This window comes from Clostridia bacterium, from assembly GCA_024653205.1.
Classification (GTDB): domain Bacteria; phylum Bacillota; class DSM-521; order Neomoorellales; family SLTJ01; genus JANLFO01.
In genome coordinates, this window is record JANLFO010000003.1 from 94,970 (window position 1) to 111,755 (window position 16,786).

Below are 16,786 nucleotides of genomic sequence, written 5' to 3' on the forward strand. Positions count from 1 at the left end.
TCCGGCTCAGCGGCCGGCCAGCTTCTTCTCCAGGGCTACCCGGGTCTCTTGGGCGCCTTCCCCTATGCGGAAGAGCAGCCGCTCCAGCTGGTGCCGGTCCAGCACCAGCTCCTCGGGTTCCAGGATCTCTACTTTGCGAAACTCTTCCCAAAACAGCATCCGCACCACGTCTTCCAGGCTCTCGGCCCGGAGGGTGAGAACCACCGGCGCATAGGTAACCTCTACTCCCCGCGCCTCGTCGTAGAGGGTATAGGTGCTGGGCTGCATGTCCACCTGCTCGATCTCAATACCCTGCAACGGCAGATTGCGCAAGAGGTTCACCTTCTGCTCCCGTGAATCCTCCGCCACCTGCTGACTGTTGCGGCTGCCGAACAGGAAGCGGCCGCGCGCCACTCCTCGGTAGTCCAGGCGAATACGTAACCTCAGGGCCGATCCCAACTTGACCCCCACCTGAAGCCAGAGTCAGTACTCGATACCCCGCCGGGGCCCTACGCCCGAACGGTAGGGATGTTTGACCTCGCGCATTTCGGTTACCAAGTCGGCCCGCTCTACGATCTCCGCCGGCGCTCCCCGGCCGGTCAGCACCAGTTCCACGGTTTCCGGTTTCTGGCGCAGGAACTCCAGGAGTTCCGGCACCGTCAGCACCCCGAGCCTAACCGCCACCAGGACCTCGTCCAGGATGATCAGGTCTGCCTGCTGCTGCAGCATTACCTGCCGCGCATATTCCAGAGCCTCCCGCGCCAGGCGGAGGTCTTCCTCCTGAGGACCCTGCGGCCCAACGAAACCCGACCGGCCGAAAGAACGCACCTCCAACCGAGGCGCAAAGAGCTCCAGCGCCCGGTGCTCGCCGCAGCCACCCGGCTTCATGAACTGCACGATGAGCACCCTCAGCCCCTGCCCCCACGCGCGCAGGGCGAGGCCGAAGGCAGCGGTGCTCTTGCCCTTTCCCTCGCCGGTGTACACCTGCACCAGCCCCGCACCAAAGGCCAAATACCGCCGCCCCCTATCCGCTGCTATTCTTACCCACCCCCACCGGCCGCATGCGCGGCCAAGGGCGCGTCGCCTTACTTGATTCTACCCCGCAAGCCGATTTCCTCTCGAAAAGGGTAAAATTTGCCCCTGGCGCCTGGACCGTGGGGCCGGCCGGGCGGGCCGGTGACCAGACCGCAGCCCGAGTAAGACCGGGGAGCGGTACCAGGCAGGTTCACCGGTGACCGGCCGCCTGACCATACGAGAGGCGGCAGGAAGGAAGCCTACCGATCGGTCTCGGCCGGTTCGCCCCACCGGAAATCGGTGAAATGACGGCCGTACACTTCTTCCAGCTGCCGCACCGCCTCTTCTCGGAAGCGACGGTAACGGTTCACCAGCTCCCGGGCCCTGGGCGTAACCACCGAGCCGCCTCCGCACCAGCCCCCGGCGCGCCGCTCCAGGAGGGGGAAGCCCAGCGCCTTCTCCAGCCGGCGCACCAGGTACCAGGCCTTGTTGTAGGACATGCCCATCTCCGCCGCCGCCTGCCGCAGGGAGCCGGAGCGCTCCACCCGCTCCAGCATCTCCAGCGGGCCGTCGCCGAAGGCCTTACCCAACTCCTCGTGCTCCAGCCATAGCTTATAGCGTAGCCTCAACCCGCACCCTCCTCGGCCAGGCCGAGCCAACGCCGGCCAACTTTCCCCGCCCTCTTGCTGCCAGTGCGCTTCAAGGCTGGGTTCCTCCCGAGGCGGCCCTAGGTGCAGATCCTGCAGCTCGGAGGCCGTAGGCCTCCAGCACTCGGGCGGCGTCCGGCGAGGACAGATAGTCGAGAAAAAGCCGCGCCTCCTCTGCCTTCCGGGTAGCGCTCACCACCGCCGCCTCAAACCGGATGGGGTCGTGCGCCTGCGCCGGCGCCACCGCCGCCAACCGAGCCCTTTCCGCGCCGTGCAGGGTGCTGCGGTAGACCAGCGCCGCCTCGGCCTCCCCCTGCTCCACGTAGACCAGCGCCTGGCGTACCGTGCGCGCGTAAACCAGTTTCGGCCGCACCGCCTCCGCCAGCCCCAGGTGACGCAGGGTCTGGAGGGCATAGGTTCCGGCCGGAACCGCCTTAGGTTCACCGATCGCCACCCGCCGCACCTCGGTCCCCGCCAGCCAGGACCAGGGGTCCGGCGGAAGCTCTACCCCCGTGGGCACCGCCAACACCAGATCGTCCTCGGCCACGAGCCGTCTGGAACCGGCGAGGATAAGACCCTCCTGCTCCAGGGCGTCTAAGTGGCCGCCTCCGGAGGGAAAGACCACCGCGTCCACCGGCGCGCCCTGCCTCACCTGGGCGGCGATGGCGCCGCCACTGGCAAAGGTAAAGGTAACCTTGACTTTGGGGTAGGCCTTCTGGAAATCCTCTCCCACCACCGGCAGCACTTCGCTCAGGCCCGCCCCGGCCGCCACCGTGAGGGCTCCGGGCTCCGCCGGCCGGGAACACCCGGAGAGAACGGTGGCCACCAAAAGCAGCCCCGCCCACACCACCGCCAATTTTGCCATGGACTTCCACCTCCGTCTAGTCTGGCTAAGAGCTCCCGCTTTCGAACTCCCGCAACGCCATGCTCCTTTGCGGCCCGCCCAACCGGGATCTTCCCCGGTCCAGGTGCAGAATGGCGTCGCCCAGGGTTTCCGCTTCCTCCCGGTCGTGGGTAACCAAAATAAAGGGGACCCGCCAGCGCCGCTGCAGACCCACCACCTCTGCCCGTACCGCCCCCCGCGTCTCTTCGTCCAGAGCGCACCAGGGCTCATCGAGCAACACCAACTCCGGACCCGCCGCCAAGGCCCGGGCGAGGGCCACCCGTTGCCGTTCTCCCCCGGAAAGCAGGGCGGGATAGCGGTCCTGAAGGTGGGTAAGACGCAGCGCCTCCAGCACCTCCGCCACGCCCGGGCGGTGCCGGCGAAGCCCACCCCGATACCGCCTTAGTCCGTAGGCCACGTTCTCCCTGACGGTGAGGTGGGGAAAAAGGGCATAGTCTTGAAAAACGTAGCCGATCCTTCGCTTCTGGGGCGGTAGATTTATCCTCCGTTGCGAGTCGAACCACACTCGGCCGTCAAGAACAATCCGGCCCTCGTCGGGAAGCTGTAACCCGGCCAGGCAATCCAGCAAGGTGGTCTTGCCCGCGCCGGAAGGACCGACCACCGCCAGGACGCCACCCTCCCACTCCAGCTCTACCTCTAGGGTAAAGTCGGGCAGTTTCTTGCGCAGCTTGACCGTTAGCAAAGCCTCACCCCCTGCGGACCTGTCGGTACCGACCGAAACGCCCCTCCGTGCCGGTACGGCTGACCCAAACCACCGCGAAAGCGAAGACCAGCATGATCCCTACCAGAAGGCCGGCGGTCCGCATGTCCCCCACCTCAACGGCCGCCCAGACGGCGATGGGCAAAGTCTGGGTCTTCCCCGGTATGTTTCCGGCCACCATCAAAGTGGCGCCGAACTCGCCCAGGGCCCGGGCAAAGGAGAGCACTAGCCCCGCTCCCAGTCCCGGCCAGGCCAGGGGCAGGGTGACGGTGAAGAAAATTCGCGCCTCCGAGGCTCCCAGGGTGCGCGCCGCCTTTTCCAGGGCCTCGTCCACGCCCTCCAGGCCGGCCCGGGCGGCGTTATACATGAGGGGAAAGGCTACCACCGCCGAGGCGACCACCCCTGCCCACCAGGTGAACAAGATTTCCACCCCACCCGGCCCCAGCAGCCGCCCCAAGGGACCGTTCCTACCCAGCAAAACCAGCAATACAAATCCGGTAACCGTAGGGGGAAGCACCAGGGGAAGGGTAAAGAGGGTATCCAGCACCTGTTTGCCGGGCCAGCGCCACCTGGCCATAGCCCAGGCTACGCCGGTTCCCAGGCAGAACACCACCGCCGTGGCCACGGCGGCAATACGCAGAGAAAGGAGTAGCGGGGTTAGCCAATCGTCCAAGATCCCCTTACCCTCCTCCGGCGCCTCCCCTGCGCAAGGTCGGGCAGGGCCCCCGCGGTCCCCGCTCCCGGATGCCCTTGCCCTCGCAATTCGCAAGCTCAGCCGGCCCCCAGTTTGCCCCTCGGCAGTCCCGGTTTCCCCTCTAGCCAAGGTCGGTGCTTGACGGGACCAAGCCGCAGACCCCAAACCCGCGGGTCCAGGTGCGACCCGTTATCCTCGCCTGAGGATAATGATAGCACGATTAAACCCTGCCCGCAATATACGCACCTCATTCCCGGAGATCCTCCTCCGCGCCCGGCCCGGTGGGTTCAGTAACACCCGGGCCGGAAGCAAAAGCATAAGATCGCGGTTATCTCGGGCTAAGATGGTCTGGAGAGCTGCTCTCCACCCTTGTAGGGCCAGACCAGGATCTGCTAGCGAGTGGTCTGTATTCCTAATTTGACCACCAGACAATTTTATGGTTAAATATAAGTTGGCGAATTGCCGAAAGGAGGGAGCCGAGGCAATGCCGAAGGCGATGCTAATTTCCATGCACGGCGATCCCCTGGCCCGGCTGGGGGGAGTTCAATCGGGCGGCCAGAACGTTTATGTCCGCCAGGTGGCTTTAGGGCTGCAACGCTTAGGCTGGGAGGTGGACGTCTTCAGCCACTGGCAGGACCCCGCTACTAAGCGCCAAGAACAACTTGGCCCCAGGGGCAGAGTTATCCGCCTGACGGCAGGACGAAGGGAGTTTATCCCCAAGGATGAGCTTTATCATTACGTGCCGGCCTTCACGGCGGAACTGATAGATTATATAGAGCGGGACAAAGGGCGGCGGTACGACATCATCCATTCAAATTACTGGCTCTCGGGAATGGCCGGCCTATCCCTCAAGGAATATCTCGGCATTCCCCAGGTGCACACCTTCCATTCCCTGGGCAGTGTAAAGGCCAGGGAAACGAAACGCGACGGGTTGCACCTGTTCCGGCGCCTGGAAGCGGAAAAGAAAATTGTTCAGGCCGTCGACTACTTAGTGGCCACGGCGCCTGAAGAGAGGGCGAGCCTCATGAGGGACTACGGAGCCCGTGGAGACCAGATTGCTCTGATCCCTTGCGGAGTAGACCCCGCATCATTCCATCCCGCGAATCGGGAGGCCAGCAAGGCGGCGCTGGGTCTTACCGGAAAACGAGTGGCGCTTTACGTAGGACGCTACGAGGAGAACAAAGGTCTGAGGACGCTCCTGGCCGCCCTAGAACTACTGGGCAAGGGTGATCCCAGTTTCGCTCGGGACGTGCGCGTGCTGATCGTCGGGGGAGACGTACGGGACAGAGAGCGTCTAGACGAAGAGCTCCTCGCCCGCGGGCTGGCGGGCTGGGTTGCCGCTGTCGGGGCAAAACCCCAGGAGAAGCTGCCGCTTTATTATCGGGCCGCCGATGTCTGTGTTATGCCCTCGTATTACGAGACCTTCGGTCTGGTGGCGGTGGAAGCCATGGCCTGTGGCACCCCGGTTATTGCCAGCCGGGTGGGCGGGCTAAAATCCACCGTACTTGACGGTGTTACAGGCTACCTCGTCCCGCCGCGCGACCCAGGCGCCCTCGCGGCCAGACTTGCGGAGGTATTGGGCGAACCTTCCCTGGCACTTCACCTGGGCCAGTCGGCCGCCCGTCGGGTGCAGCACCTGTTCACCTGGCCTCGCGTGGTGGAAAGGCTCTCCTGGCTCTACGATGAGGTGATAGAATGCAGTCAAAGCCACAAGATGATCTCCTCCTCGTTTTAGCCACCGATCTTGACGACACCCTGGTCGGGGATCCGGCTGCCCTGGCGGAGCTCAACTCCTGGCTGGCCCTGCGGCGCCGGCAGGTGTTCCTGATTTACCTGACCGGCCGGCATGCCCTTTCCGCGCTGAACCTAATAGGGGCGGAAGCCCTCCTGGTTCCGGACGTTCTGGTTGCCGACGCCGGGACTACTATTCGCTACCGACCGCAGTTTCGTCGCGACCGCGTCTGGGAAAGCCGGTTTGCCGAGCGCTGGGACCCTAGAAAAATAGAACAAATAGCATCGGGTATCCCCGGTCTTTCCCCCCAAGGTATTCGCTCCCCCTGGCGCCGGAGCTATTACCTGGGGGAAGAAAAGGCCCTGGCCTTGCTCACGGAAGCTCTGGGTTGTTTGGCCGTGCGCGTAGTGGTGACAGGCCGCAACGTAGACGTGCTTCCTGCCGCCGCCGGCAAGGGCCCGGCGTTACGCTACCTTGTTTCCCGCTTTACGCTGCCGTCCGAGAAAGTGTTCGTTTGCGGCGACGGCGGTAACGATCTGGACATGCTGCAACTTAACTATCGGGGCGTTCTGGTCGGCAACGGTTCCCTGCCGCCTTCCTTGTTGCCGCCGACGGTCTATCGAGCAAGCAAGCCTTATGCGGCGGGCATTCTTGAGGCCCTTCGCCATTTTGGCCTGGCCCCTTGACCCGCTGACGCAGGACCTGCGGTCGGGTGGGAATGGGTTGGCAGGAGCTAGGAGGAGGCGCCATATGACCATCCTCCCTCCTCTTCAACGGCAGCCCGCGAAAGCAAGGTAACACCGCTTGCCTCTTGCCCCGCCCTCAGGCCATCTGCTTTACCCGTGCGGGTTTTTCCGTGCCGGCTCGGTAAAGGAAGACCAGGGGCGGATGGAAAAGGCCTTGGCCCTCCACGTTTTCCAGCTTTGTCAACTCGATCCTCTAGAGACGGCTACCAACTTTCCTGGTGCCACCTGGGTAGCATGGGCGTCTAGGCTGAGGTAAACGCATGGGGGGAGCCGGATCGTGGCCGCCTAAGGGAAAAACCTTTGAGAAGTGAAGAAAGGCCGGCAAAATGCTTCAAACAGGCCCGTACACACCCTCTCGGCCTACCTGAAGAGCCGTGATAAAAGGCCGAGGCATTGCCTGGAAACGGCGGCGGCAGTACAATAGGGACGCACGCGCTTAGGTTTCCCAGCTAAAAGAGGGCGAATAACACATGGCCGTCCTACAAGAGGAGCTACAGACCAGCGCGCGTCTCTTGACGGTTTGGCGGAGCATGCGGTTCCGCCTTCTTGTGGAAGGCATACTGGTGGGCTTTGTAGCCGGCCTGGTTGCCGTAGCTTTTCGCCTAATCACCGAAACCGAGGTGGAGGCCATTGCTCAGGAGTTCTTCTGTGCTTCGAAAACATGGTGTTTCAGGTGACTGGCCTCCGTCCCCGATCCTAGCTGTTTTCGAAAGCCGGTTGTGGTAAAAGGAAAGGCAGAAGTTGGGTGGTTAAGCATCATGCAGCCAGGAAGGGGCTAGGCCCGCCATACCTGCTCGCGCCGATCTGAACTAAGCGAACACCTGCCGGCAGATAACCACTGCCGCCAGGAAGCTGACGACGTCCGCGGTAAGGCCGAGGGCTACGGCATAGCGGTAGCGGGTAATACCCACCGAGCCGAAGTACACGCTGAGCACGTAGAAGGTGGTGTCGGTGCTCCCCTGCATTACCGAGGCCAGGCGGCCCAGGAAGCTGTCGGGCCCATAGGTGCGGATAAGGTCGGCGGCCACGCCCAAGGCGGCGCCTCCGGAAAGGGGCCGCATGAGGGCCAGGGGCAGAACCTCTGCCGGTATGCCCAGGGGCTGCAAAACGGGAGCCAGAAGGCGGGCACATAGATCCATGGCCCCGGAGGCGCGAAACACGCTTATCGCGGTCATCATCCCCACCAGGTAGGGAATGATCCTCACGGCGGTAACAAAACCCTGCTCAGCCCCCTGTACAAAGGCCTCGTAGAGCTTTACCCGCCTTATCCAACCCACCAAAGCTATGACCAGGAAAAGCAGGGGCACGGCCCACCGGGATAGCTCGGTTAGCAGGGTTTACCCTCCCCCGGGTCCGGGCCACCGCGAGCGGCTCAGGCGCCGGAACGCGAAGTCGGCCAACACTGCGGCCACGGTGGCGCACGAAGTGGCCAGGACCGCGGGGCCGACTATTTCGGTAGGAGCAGCGGAGCCGGCGGCGGCCCGAACGGCGATAATAGTCGCGGGGATGAGGGTGATGCATGAGGTGTTCAGGGCCAGGAAGGTACACATGGCCTCGCTGGCCTCCTGGGGATGGGGGTTGAGCTTTTGAAGTTCCGCCATAGCCCTAAGCCCGAAAGGCGTAGCAGCATTACCCAGGCCCAGAAAACTGGCGCTGAGGTTCATGATAATCGCCCCCAGCGCCGGGTGTTCGGAGGGGACGCTGGGAAACAGGCGGCGCAGGACGGGACGAAAGACGCGGGCCAGCAGCCGTACCAGCCCCGCCTCCTCCGCGATGCGCAGCAGTCCCAGCCACAGCGCCATTACTCCCACCAATTCCAGTGCCAGCGTCACCGCGCCCTGGGCCGCATCCAAAGCCGCCCTGGTCACCGCCTCAGGCCGGCCCTGGACCACTGCTACCAGCAGCCCGGCCAGGAAGAGTGCGGCCCACAGAGCGTTGACCACGCGCCCTCACCCCTTGTCCGAGTCGTATTTCATCTGTATTCCCACCGGACAGGAGGTAGAACTCCCGGCGGCCGGAGCCGTCGTACGCAGGCATCACGGCAGGCCTGGACGGATCCGGCCGACGGAGAGAGCGTTCGGCGGAGCTTCAAGGAAGCAAGCCCGGAGAAGGCCGACCACGATCGAGCGCTCCGCATGGTTTCTGGTCGGGTCCACGCGGCCGATACCACGCACGGCAGCGGGTACTCGCCGCACCCCATGGCTCCAGATGATGGGGAACCACCGCTTTACAAGGCGTTCTTCTCCCGCAAGAGCCCGTTGATTCGGTCAACGAAGGCGGCACCGCCCTCGGGGGGCTTGGTCAGGGCGCTCACCACCACAAACACCACCGTCGCCAGGATTATGCCCCATACACCCGGCCAGAGGCCGAGAGGCTTTACATTGCCAAACTGGAAATAGGTCACGAAGACGCCGGCCAGCACGATACTGGCAATCGCCCCGGCTGCCGTGCCGCGCTTCCAGAAGAAGGTGCCGAATATGGCCGGCACCGCCACCAGCAGCCCAGCCGAAGAGGCTACCGAAAGCACGGCGATAAGGTCAAGCTTGAGGAAGGCAAAGGCCATGGCCAGCACCGAAATAATCGGAATGACCCATCGGCCGACGGCCAACTGTCGGAGGTCGTCGGCCTGTGCCGTGAGATTGCGGTAGACGTCACGGGCGAACATGGAAGAAAGGGTTAACAGGATCGAATCGATGGTGGAAACGGCCGCAGAGGTGACGCCGATCATGGCAATAAGGGCCAGTACCAGCGGCACGGAGGTTGAGCCGAGAAGGGTGGGCGTAGCCATGTCCGCCTGGGGCAGATTGGGCAGGAGCACCCGCGCCGAGAGGCCCCACGTTACCGAGATCAGCGTGTAAACGAAACCGAAAACGAGAAAGCCGGCAATCATGCGGCGCATGCTGGACAGCGAAGCCGGCACGAAAAGGCGCTGGCTAACCTGGGGGTTGGAAAGACAGAAGAAGAACCACGGGAGAGTCAGGCCGAGAAAGGTCTGGAACTTGAAGTAGCCGGGGCCGGGCACCGTAAGCCACTGCGGGTACTCGCTGCCCAACCGGCCGAAGAGCTTGCCGAAACTCCCAATGTCCACGTAGACCACCAAGAAAACGAGGGCGATCGCTGTGACCAGCATTATCAACGCCTGCAGCGCATCCGTCCAGGCAACAGAGCGCAAGCCCCCGATCCAGGCCCAGGCAATGGCCAGCACCGTGGCCAGGATTACCCCCACGGCAAAAGGTATGGCCCCCTTGCTTACCCCTTGCATGAGGTAGGCTATCCCCATGAGCTGCACGCCGCTGTACGGAATGAGGAAGATCATGCAGGCGAGCGAGGCGACGACGGCCAGAGCGCGGCTTTGGTAGCGGTCACCCAGCATTTCCGCCGGCGACACGTAACCCCACTCCTTGGACGCCAGCCAGAAACGCGGGCCAAAAAAGGCAGCCAGCAGCAGGCCCGAGAGGTAGATCAGCTCAAAGCCGAGTGCGCCCACCCCGCCCTGATATGTGAGGCCGGCAAGGCCGACCAACATGAACGCGCTGTAGGTGGTGGCGCTGTAGCTCAGGGCGTTAACGAAGCTGCCCAGGGTGCGGTTGGCCAGGAAAAAGTCGCTCATGCTCTGGCCCAGTCCACGCCGGGCTACAAACGCCACCACCATGCCTATCACAATGTAAATACCGACGGCCAGGTAGACCCAGAAGGCGTTCACGCTAATCCCTCCATCTCCGCATCACGCCGACAATCGATACCATGGCCACCAGGGCGAAGACGGTCCAGTAGAGAAAAGCCCCCGCCGCGCTTACCACGTTGCGTAGTAGGGTAAAGGGCACAATAAAGGCGGATAGCACCAGCAAACAGAACCAAACCACCCAACCCACGCGGGCACCGGTCAGGCTTTTCTCGGCCAATTCAGGCTTCCCAGCGGGCATGTGCTCGTCCCTCCCTTAACAAGACTGACGTTAGAGACGCCGCGTGGCGATACCTCTACCTCCGCGACCACTTGGGTGGCGTAGCCGCAGGCGCATAGGGCACGCCCTGACCGTCCTCGCCAATACTAGTCGCTAGTCGAATCAACCACTGCCGAGGGTTAAGAGGCACTTGGCGCATCGGCGGACGGAAGACCAGGGCGGCTCCCACCAGCCGGTAAGCCCCAATGTGGATACGCGTAGCCCGCCACGAAGGGGCGGGCGCTCAACCGAAAGAGAAGACGCTCAGCAGCGCCTGCAGGAAATAAGACCAGAAACCGCGGCGCGAAACTGCCTCCGCAGCTACCAGGTTGGCCGTGCCCATTTCCTGCCCGTCCAGAAGGACTTCGATTCGGCCTACTATCTCCCCTTGCGCCACCGGCGCCGTGAGCTGCGGAGGGAGGGTAAACCTGGTTTCGATCCGGGCAGCTTCTTCGGGGCGCACCGCCACCCTTACGTCGCTCCCCGCCACGATCTTCACCCGGTCAGCCTGTCCGCGGCTGACCGGAAGCCAAGCCACTTGCTGGTTCCGGCGCACTGCTGCCTGCGAGCGAAAATGCTCAAAGCCGTAATCCAGAAGACCCTTGACTTCCCCGTACATGTCGGGCGAGTTCAGCACCACGGCTATGAGCTCCAGGTCGCCGTGCCGGGCCGCACCCACCAAGCAGGAGCCGGCGCGCCGAGTATAACCCGTCTTCACTCCTATCGCCCCGGGGTACGGATCGGGCCCGACCAGAAGTCGGTTGCGATTATGTAATACCCTTTCCCACGGGTGGCCCGCCCAGGGGATGGTCCTTTGCTTGGTGCTGACGATCCGGCGGAAATCGGGAAGCGTAAGAGCATGTCGCGTAAGAACGGCCAGATCGTAGGCAGAAGTGTAGTGATCGGGATCATCAAGGCCGTGGGGATTCACGTAGTGCGTGTCCCGAGCCCCCAGCTCTCGCGCCCTCTCGTTCATGAGCTCGACAAAATCTTCCTGGGTGCCACCAACCGCTTCGGCTATGGCCGCCGCCGCGTCGTTCGCCGACCGCAGCATGAGAGCGTACAGCAACTCTTCGAGGGTTAATTCCTCGCCCTCCTCAAGCCAGATGGCGGCCTCCGGCGTTTCCGCCGCCTCCTTGCTCACCTTAACCACCTGATCCAGGCGGCCCCGTTCTAGAGCCAGAATGGCGGTAGTTATCTTGGTAGTGCTGGCCGGAGGAAGAGACAGGTGGGGGTTCTTCGCGTAAAGCACGCGGCCGCTGGACGCATCCATCAGCACCCCGCCAGCGGCGCCGATCTCGGGCTCGTTCTGCGCGTGGGCCGGAACGCTCCAGAGCCAAACGAGTATACCCAGTAAGACCACCCATGGCCACCGACGGCGCGGTGTGCCCATGGCTCCTCACCCCCGGCTTCTCCCTTGCTCACCTACCCCCTCACCTACTGGGTAGGACGCCAATCCTGTACTTCTATACTCACCTTACCCTCCCCTTCCAGTCGCCGCCCGCTCTGCCCCTTAATCTTGTCGATCAGGTCGGGGACCATGTCCAGCAGGCGCTCCATTACGGCGTTGGTTTCGATCGGCAGGAAGCGCAGGTGGGTGCCTACCACCAGGAAACCGATGGGGACTACCGACACCCCCGCCCCGCTTCCTCCGGCAAAAGGCGAGCTGCGCTGTGCTTCCGGCCCCTGATACTCCCCTCCTCCTGCCACGAAGCCGCAGCTAACGCGGGAAACGGGAATTATCACCGTGCCGTTCGGCGCTTCTACTGCCTCCCCAACGACCATCTCGATTTGTACCATTTGCTTAATACTTTCTAGTGCCGTCTTCATCAAACCTTCTATCGGATGGCTGTCCACGGCTCTCACCCTTTCCGCTAACTAACATGTCTCACCCCAGGGCTAGGTATGCCGGGAAGCCCACACTAGCATACCACGCAATCCTCCCGCCAGAAGTTCAGCCTCGCCGAACCCTGGCAAAGGGCAGGCACCTTGGAGGCTTGTGGCGGCGCCGCACTGTTCTACACCCGAACGGGTTCGCGCCCCTCGCGCTCTTATTTGCCACAAATCTCCAATTCGGTTGGAGGCTACGGCTTCCAGGCCGTGAGCAGGTACCGTTCAGGGGTATCGGCAATGTCCACCCTCGCGAACCCGGCGCCGGTGAAGATCCTCGCCATTTCTTCCTCGTCCGGCAGAAGATGGTGGCGCACTATCCCCGCCAGGGAGGCATGAAGGGAATTCACGGCTTCACGGCTCATGGCATGGCAGATTACTGCCCTACCTCCGGGCTTCAGAACCCGCGCCATCTCCTGGGCGGCGCGAAGCTTATCCTCCACGTGGGGAAAACACGAATTGCAAACTACCACGTCGAAATCAGCGCTGAGAAAGGGGGCGCAGGCAATATCACCGACCACGTACTCTACAACGTGGCCGTATTTCGCGCGGGCCCGTGCCAGCATCTCCTCGGCGATGTCAAGGGCCACCACTTTGCCCTGCGGGCCCACGGCCTCCAGGAGGAAGGGCAACAGAATACCCGTGCCCGTTCCCACGTCAAGCACCCGGCTTCCGGGGGCGATAGCAAGCTCCTCTACAAGTCGTTTGAGTTGGCAGGGGGTTTTTGGCGGGACAAGGTCGTCCCACCTGGCGGCCATTCGATTGAAGTACTCTCGAACCGTAGTCTCCACGCGCCTACCCTCCTCCGGAGCTAGACTTCCCAGCAGGCCACGAAATGGCCCTTCTGCACTTCCCTCAATCCGGGCGCTACCCGGCACGCCTTGCCTGCCGAAGGGCAGGCGGCATAGAACTTGCAGCCGGATGTATGGCCGACCTCCTCGGCAAGATCCGGCACCTTTCCAGACCCCAGGCCGCGGTGCCCGGCACCGAAAAAGGCACCAACCAGCAGGGAGGTATAGGGGTGCTTCGGGTCCTTACAGACTTTTTCCACCGGCCCCAGTTCAACGATGCTTCCCCGGTACATGGCTGCCACCCGGTCGCTGATCCAGGCGACCACCTCCAGGTCGTGGGAGATGAAGAGGCAGGCAATGTTAAACCGCCTCTGGACTTCCTTGAACAGTCTAAGCACTTGCGCCTGGACCGACGCATCCAGCATGGAAGTGGGTTCGTCGGCCACGATAAACTCCGGCTCCAGGGATAGGATGCGTGCCAGGACCACCCTCTGGATCTGGCCCCCGCTTAGCTCGTGAGGATACCGGTTCAGGTGCTCCGGGTGCAGTCCTACCAGGTCAATGAGCTCGGCCGCCAGGCGTTGCTCTTCGGCCCGGCTCCCCACAACCCGGTGGATGCGGAGGGGTTCCACCAGGCTGTCGTAGATCCTCATCCTGGGATCTAGCGCTGCCTCCGGATGCTGGAACATTATCTGCATTTTCCTCCGCAGCCACTTTAGGTCCGCCCGGCTTGCCCGGGTGATTTCCAGCTCGTGAAATAGAATTCGGCCGCCGGAGGGAGGAATCAGACCCAGGACGGCCCGACCCAGGGTGGACTTGCCGCAACCGCTCTCTCCCACCAGCCCGAGCGTCTCACCGCGAGCGAGCGCAAAGGACACCCCGTCTACCGCGTCAATGAGCTTTCTCTTGAAGACCCCCGTGGCAAAGACCTTCTTCAGGTCCTCTACCTTCAGCAACATGAAGACACCTCACCGTGCATCCGTTCAACCGAGCCAGGGGTGGCCGGACCTCCGCACAGGCTTTGCTGGCTTTGGCGCAACGGGGATAGAACTTGCACCCCGGGTACGAGTCCACCAAGCTGGGACTGTGCCCCGGAATGGGCACCAGCCCGTTCCGGGGCAGCGAGCCTATAAGGCCCTTGGTGTAGGGGTGCAGCGGGTGGGCCAGCACGTGCTCGGCAGGGCCGTGCTCTATGACCTCGCCGGCGTACATTACCGCCACTTCCTGACAGAGAGCGGCAGCCACCCTCAGATCGTGCGTGATCAGAAGCATGGTGAGCTTGCTTGCCCGGGTGAGGAGGCCTAGCACTTCCACCACCTGCATTCTGATGCCCGCGTCCAAACCTTTGGTGGGTTCATCAGCAACCAGCAGCGAGGGTTGCCCGGCAACTCCCATGGCTGCCAGCACCCTTTGCCTCATGCCCCCGCTCAGTTGGTGCGGATAGCGCCGGGCCGTCTTCTCCGCCGCCGGGAGCCCCAGGGAACGAAGCAGTCGCACTGCCGCCGCCTCTGCTTCCCTCGGAGTCAGCCCCTGGTGGAGCCGCAGCGCCTCCGCGATCTGAACGCCGGCCGTGAGGACCGGGTTCAGGGAAGTCGACGGGCTCTGCGGTATCAGGGCCAGCTCCCTGCCTCTCAGCCGGCGCATTTCCGCTTCGCTCATTCTCAGGAGGTCCTGCCCCCGGTAATAAATGCTGCCCTCTATACGGGCATTGCCCGGCAAAAGACGAAAGATGGACAAACCGAGTACCGACTTGCCGCAGCCGCTTTCCCCAATAAGACCCACCGTTTTCCCTTCCGTAATGTCCAGATTTATGTCGTCGGCGGCCTTCACCGGCCCGTCTTCGGTGAAAAAGGTGATGCTCAGGTTCCGGATACTGAGCAGAAAGCCCACGCCGTCCACCTCCTATTCCGGCGCCCTTGTCCTCTGCCGGGGGTCAAGGAGATCCCGCAGCCCATCACCCAGGAAGTTAAACGCCATTACCGTAATTATGATGGCCAGGCCGGGAAACACGGTCAGGTGAGGTGCGCTCCGGATGAAGGCCTTCCCCCCATTCAGCATTGCCCCCCAGTCGGCAACCGGGGGTTGCGCTCCCAATCCCAGAAAGCTTAAACTGGCCGCCACCAGAATTACGCGGCCGATGTCAAGTGTGGCCATCACCGTGACCGGGGCGCTGATGTTGGGCAGGACATGCCGATACAGGACGTATAGGTCACCGGCACCGAGCGCTTTGGCTGATTCCACGAACTCTCTCGCCTTGACCGCCAGAACGGCACCCCGAACCACGCGCGCATAGGAAGTCCAGCCCACCAGGGCCAGGGCGAGCATCACATTGAAGAGCCCCGGTCCCAGAAGACCGGCGAAGACCAGGCCCAGCACCAGACCCGGAAAGGCCAGCAACGTGTCTACCAGCCTCATGATTACTTCATCTGCCACCCCACCCCAGTACCCGGCCACCAGCCCCAAAACAACGCCAAGAAGAACCGTGATGACGGTGACGAACACGCCGATCTGAAGCGACACCCTGGTGCCGAAAATCACGCGGCTGAATACGCACCGGCCGAGATCGTCCGTCCCGAAGGGGTATTCCCGGCTCAAAGGGAGCAGAGCCTGATTCAGGTCCTGCTCATAGGGGTCGTGAGGAGCCAGAACCGGCGCCAGCACGGCCACCAGGACCAGAAACAACCCCACGATAAAGCCCACCAGGGCCATCCGGTTCCTGCTCAGCCGGCCCAGCAGGCCGGTCTTCGTCCCGCTTCCGCTCAGGAGGACGCTCACGGCCGTGCCTCACCTTCGTACCTGATCCTGGGGTCCAACAGAACGTAAAGGATGTCTACCACCAGGTTAATGGCCACAAAGACCAGGGCGAAAAGGATTACGCAGCCCTGGATTAAGGCGAAGTCCCGGTCAAAGATGGCGTCCACTAGGAGCTTTCCCACGCCGGGCCAGGCAAAGATGCTTTCCACCACTACCGCGCCTTCGAGCAGGTGGCCGAACTGCAGGCCGATCATGGTCACTACGGGGATGAAGGCGTTCCTGAGGGCATGCCGGGCCACAACCACCCGCTCCGGCAGCCCCTTGGCCCTGGCGGTGATAATGTAGTCCTGGCTCAAAGCCTCCAGCATGCTGGACCTTGTCAGCCGGGCGGTTACGGCCGCGGTGGCGCTGCCCAGAGTAAGAGCCGGAAGCGCCAGGTGCCTTAATCCCCCGTAACCGCACACCGGCAAGAGACCCAGGTGCACCGAAAACAGAAGAATCAACAGCAGACCGAGCCAGAAATGGGGCACGCAAACCCCGATCAGCGCCCCGGCCATGCCCAGGTAATCAACCAGGGAGTATTGTTTCACCGCCGAAGCCACTCCTACGGGAATGGCGATGAGTAAAGAAACGATCATGGCGGCGAACGCCAGCTTCAGCGTGGCCGGAAAGCGGAGCAAGATCTCTTCAAGCACCGGCTCGCCGGTGCTCAGGGAGCGCCCGAAATCGCCTCTGATTACGTGGTAAAGCCATTTGGCGTACTGCACGTGGAGGGGGGCATCCAGGCCCTCAACCTTTCTTATGACCTCGATCTGCTCGCGAGTAAGATTCTCCGCTCCATATCTGGCGATGGCCACCATTTCCGCCGGATCACCGGGGGCAAGGTGCATCAGGAAGAAAGTCAGCACCGTGACCCCCAGGATCACCACCGCCGTCATTAACAGGCGCCTGGCCACGAACCTGAGCACCGAAACCACCCCCAGCCTGCAGAGCT

Annotated in this window: 20 protein-coding genes; 3 read left to right on the forward strand and 17 right to left on the reverse strand. The window is 63.0% G+C overall.

Features of this window, described 5'->3' with window-relative positions:
• Positions 1 to 6: 6 nt before the first annotated feature.
• From NUV99_02475 to modB, 6 genes are all read right to left on the reverse strand, one after another.
• Positions 7 to 438 (reverse strand): hypothetical protein, encoded by a 432-nt coding sequence (locus NUV99_02475; GenBank protein ID MCR4418997.1) that lies wholly within the window; start codon positions 436 to 438, stop codon positions 7 to 9.
• Between the two features lie 24 nt (positions 439 to 462).
• The gene (gene cobO / locus NUV99_02480; protein MCR4418998.1) at positions 463 to 990 is read right to left on the reverse strand and encodes a cob(I)yrinic acid a,c-diamide adenosyltransferase; all 528 of its coding nucleotides are present in this window, start codon (positions 988 to 990) and stop codon (positions 463 to 465) included.
• Positions 991 to 1,253: 263 nt separating this feature from the next.
• Complete coding sequence (locus NUV99_02485; GenBank protein ID MCR4418999.1) at positions 1,254 to 1,622, reverse strand: LysR family transcriptional regulator; 369 nt, start codon at positions 1,620 to 1,622, stop codon at positions 1,254 to 1,256.
• Positions 1,623 to 1,692: 70 nt separating this feature from the next.
• Positions 1,693 to 2,505 (reverse strand): molybdate ABC transporter substrate-binding protein, encoded by an 813-nt coding sequence (gene modA, locus NUV99_02490; protein MCR4419000.1) that lies wholly within the window; start codon positions 2,503 to 2,505, stop codon positions 1,693 to 1,695.
• A gap of 25 nt (positions 2,506 to 2,530) precedes the next feature.
• The gene (locus NUV99_02495; GenBank protein ID MCR4419001.1) at positions 2,531 to 3,226 is read right to left on the reverse strand and encodes an ATP-binding cassette domain-containing protein; all 696 of its coding nucleotides are present in this window, start codon (positions 3,224 to 3,226) and stop codon (positions 2,531 to 2,533) included.
• Positions 3,227 to 3,230: 4 nt separating this feature from the next.
• Entirely contained in the window at positions 3,231 to 3,920 is a 690-nt protein-coding gene (modB, locus tag NUV99_02500; protein MCR4419002.1) for a molybdate ABC transporter permease subunit, read from the reverse strand.
• A gap of 502 nt (positions 3,921 to 4,422) precedes the next feature.
• On the opposite strand from modB, the gene NUV99_02505 reads away from it, so the two are divergent.
• The 3 genes from NUV99_02505 (at position 4,423) to NUV99_02515 (ending at position 7,093) form a co-directional block, all read left to right on the forward strand.
• Positions 4,423 to 5,673, forward strand: a complete 1,251-nt coding sequence (locus tag NUV99_02505; protein ID MCR4419003.1) for a glycosyltransferase — start codon at positions 4,423 to 4,425, stop codon at positions 5,671 to 5,673.
• Positions 5,634 to 6,356 carry an HAD family hydrolase gene (locus NUV99_02510; protein ID MCR4419004.1) on the forward strand — a complete coding sequence of 241 codons (723 nt, stop codon included), beginning with the start codon at positions 5,634 to 5,636 and terminating at the stop codon, positions 6,354 to 6,356. Before NUV99_02505 ends, NUV99_02510 begins: the two co-directional genes overlap by 40 nt.
• A 530-nt stretch (positions 6,357 to 6,886) precedes the next feature.
• Positions 6,887 to 7,093, forward strand: coding sequence for a hypothetical protein (locus NUV99_02515; protein ID MCR4419005.1), 207 nt, complete (start codon positions 6,887 to 6,889; stop codon positions 7,091 to 7,093).
• 132 nt (positions 7,094 to 7,225) lie between these two features.
• On the opposite strand, the gene NUV99_02520 is transcribed toward NUV99_02515, so the two are convergent.
• The 11 genes from NUV99_02520 to NUV99_02570 all read right to left on the reverse strand — a co-directional run bounded on the left by NUV99_02520 (position 7,226) and on the right by NUV99_02570 (position 16,760).
• Positions 7,226 to 7,723, reverse strand: a complete 498-nt coding sequence (locus tag NUV99_02520; GenBank protein ID MCR4419006.1) for a spore maturation protein — start codon at positions 7,721 to 7,723, stop codon at positions 7,226 to 7,228.
• 30 nt (positions 7,724 to 7,753) lie between these two features.
• Positions 7,754 to 8,359, reverse strand: coding sequence for a spore maturation protein (locus tag NUV99_02525; GenBank protein MCR4419007.1), 606 nt, complete (start codon positions 8,357 to 8,359; stop codon positions 7,754 to 7,756).
• Positions 8,360 to 8,643: 284 nt separating this feature from the next.
• Positions 8,644 to 10,119 carry a sodium:solute symporter family protein gene (locus tag NUV99_02530; GenBank protein ID MCR4419008.1) on the reverse strand — a complete coding sequence of 492 codons (1,476 nt, stop codon included), beginning with the start codon at positions 10,117 to 10,119 and terminating at the stop codon, positions 8,644 to 8,646.
• 1 nt (position 10,120) lies between these two features.
• Complete coding sequence (locus tag NUV99_02535; GenBank protein ID MCR4419009.1) at positions 10,121 to 10,339, reverse strand: hypothetical protein; 219 nt, start codon at positions 10,337 to 10,339, stop codon at positions 10,121 to 10,123.
• A 262-nt stretch (positions 10,340 to 10,601) separates the two neighbouring features.
• The gene (locus NUV99_02540) at positions 10,602 to 11,720 is read right to left on the reverse strand and encodes a D-alanyl-D-alanine carboxypeptidase (GenBank protein ID MCR4419010.1); all 1,119 of its coding nucleotides are present in this window, start codon (positions 11,718 to 11,720) and stop codon (positions 10,602 to 10,604) included.
• A gap of 74 nt (positions 11,721 to 11,794) precedes the next feature.
• Entirely contained in the window at positions 11,795 to 12,214 is a 420-nt protein-coding gene (gene ytfJ, locus NUV99_02545; GenBank protein ID MCR4419011.1) for a GerW family sporulation protein, read from the reverse strand.
• Positions 12,215 to 12,441: 227 nt separating this feature from the next.
• Positions 12,442 to 13,038: a methyltransferase domain-containing protein gene (locus NUV99_02550; protein ID MCR4419012.1), complete on the reverse strand. Its 597-nt coding sequence runs from the start codon at positions 13,036 to 13,038 to the stop codon at positions 12,442 to 12,444.
• A gap of 20 nt (positions 13,039 to 13,058) precedes the next feature.
• A complete protein-coding gene (locus NUV99_02555; protein ID MCR4419013.1) occupies positions 13,059 to 13,997 on the reverse strand; it encodes an ATP-binding cassette domain-containing protein in 939 nt (312 codons plus the stop codon).
• On the reverse strand, positions 13,930 to 14,928 hold the full coding sequence (locus NUV99_02560; protein MCR4419014.1) for an ABC transporter ATP-binding protein: 999 nt from the start codon (positions 14,926 to 14,928) through the stop codon (positions 13,930 to 13,932). The genes NUV99_02555 and NUV99_02560 overlap by 68 nt, the downstream gene beginning before the upstream one ends.
• Before the next feature lie 12 nt (positions 14,929 to 14,940).
• On the reverse strand, positions 14,941 to 15,813 hold the full coding sequence (locus NUV99_02565; GenBank protein MCR4419015.1) for an ABC transporter permease: 873 nt from the start codon (positions 15,811 to 15,813) through the stop codon (positions 14,941 to 14,943).
• The gene (locus NUV99_02570; GenBank protein MCR4419016.1) at positions 15,810 to 16,760 is read right to left on the reverse strand and encodes an ABC transporter permease; all 951 of its coding nucleotides are present in this window, start codon (positions 16,758 to 16,760) and stop codon (positions 15,810 to 15,812) included. The genes NUV99_02565 and NUV99_02570 overlap by 4 nt, the downstream gene beginning before the upstream one ends.
• Positions 16,761 to 16,786: the final 26 nt, after the last annotated feature.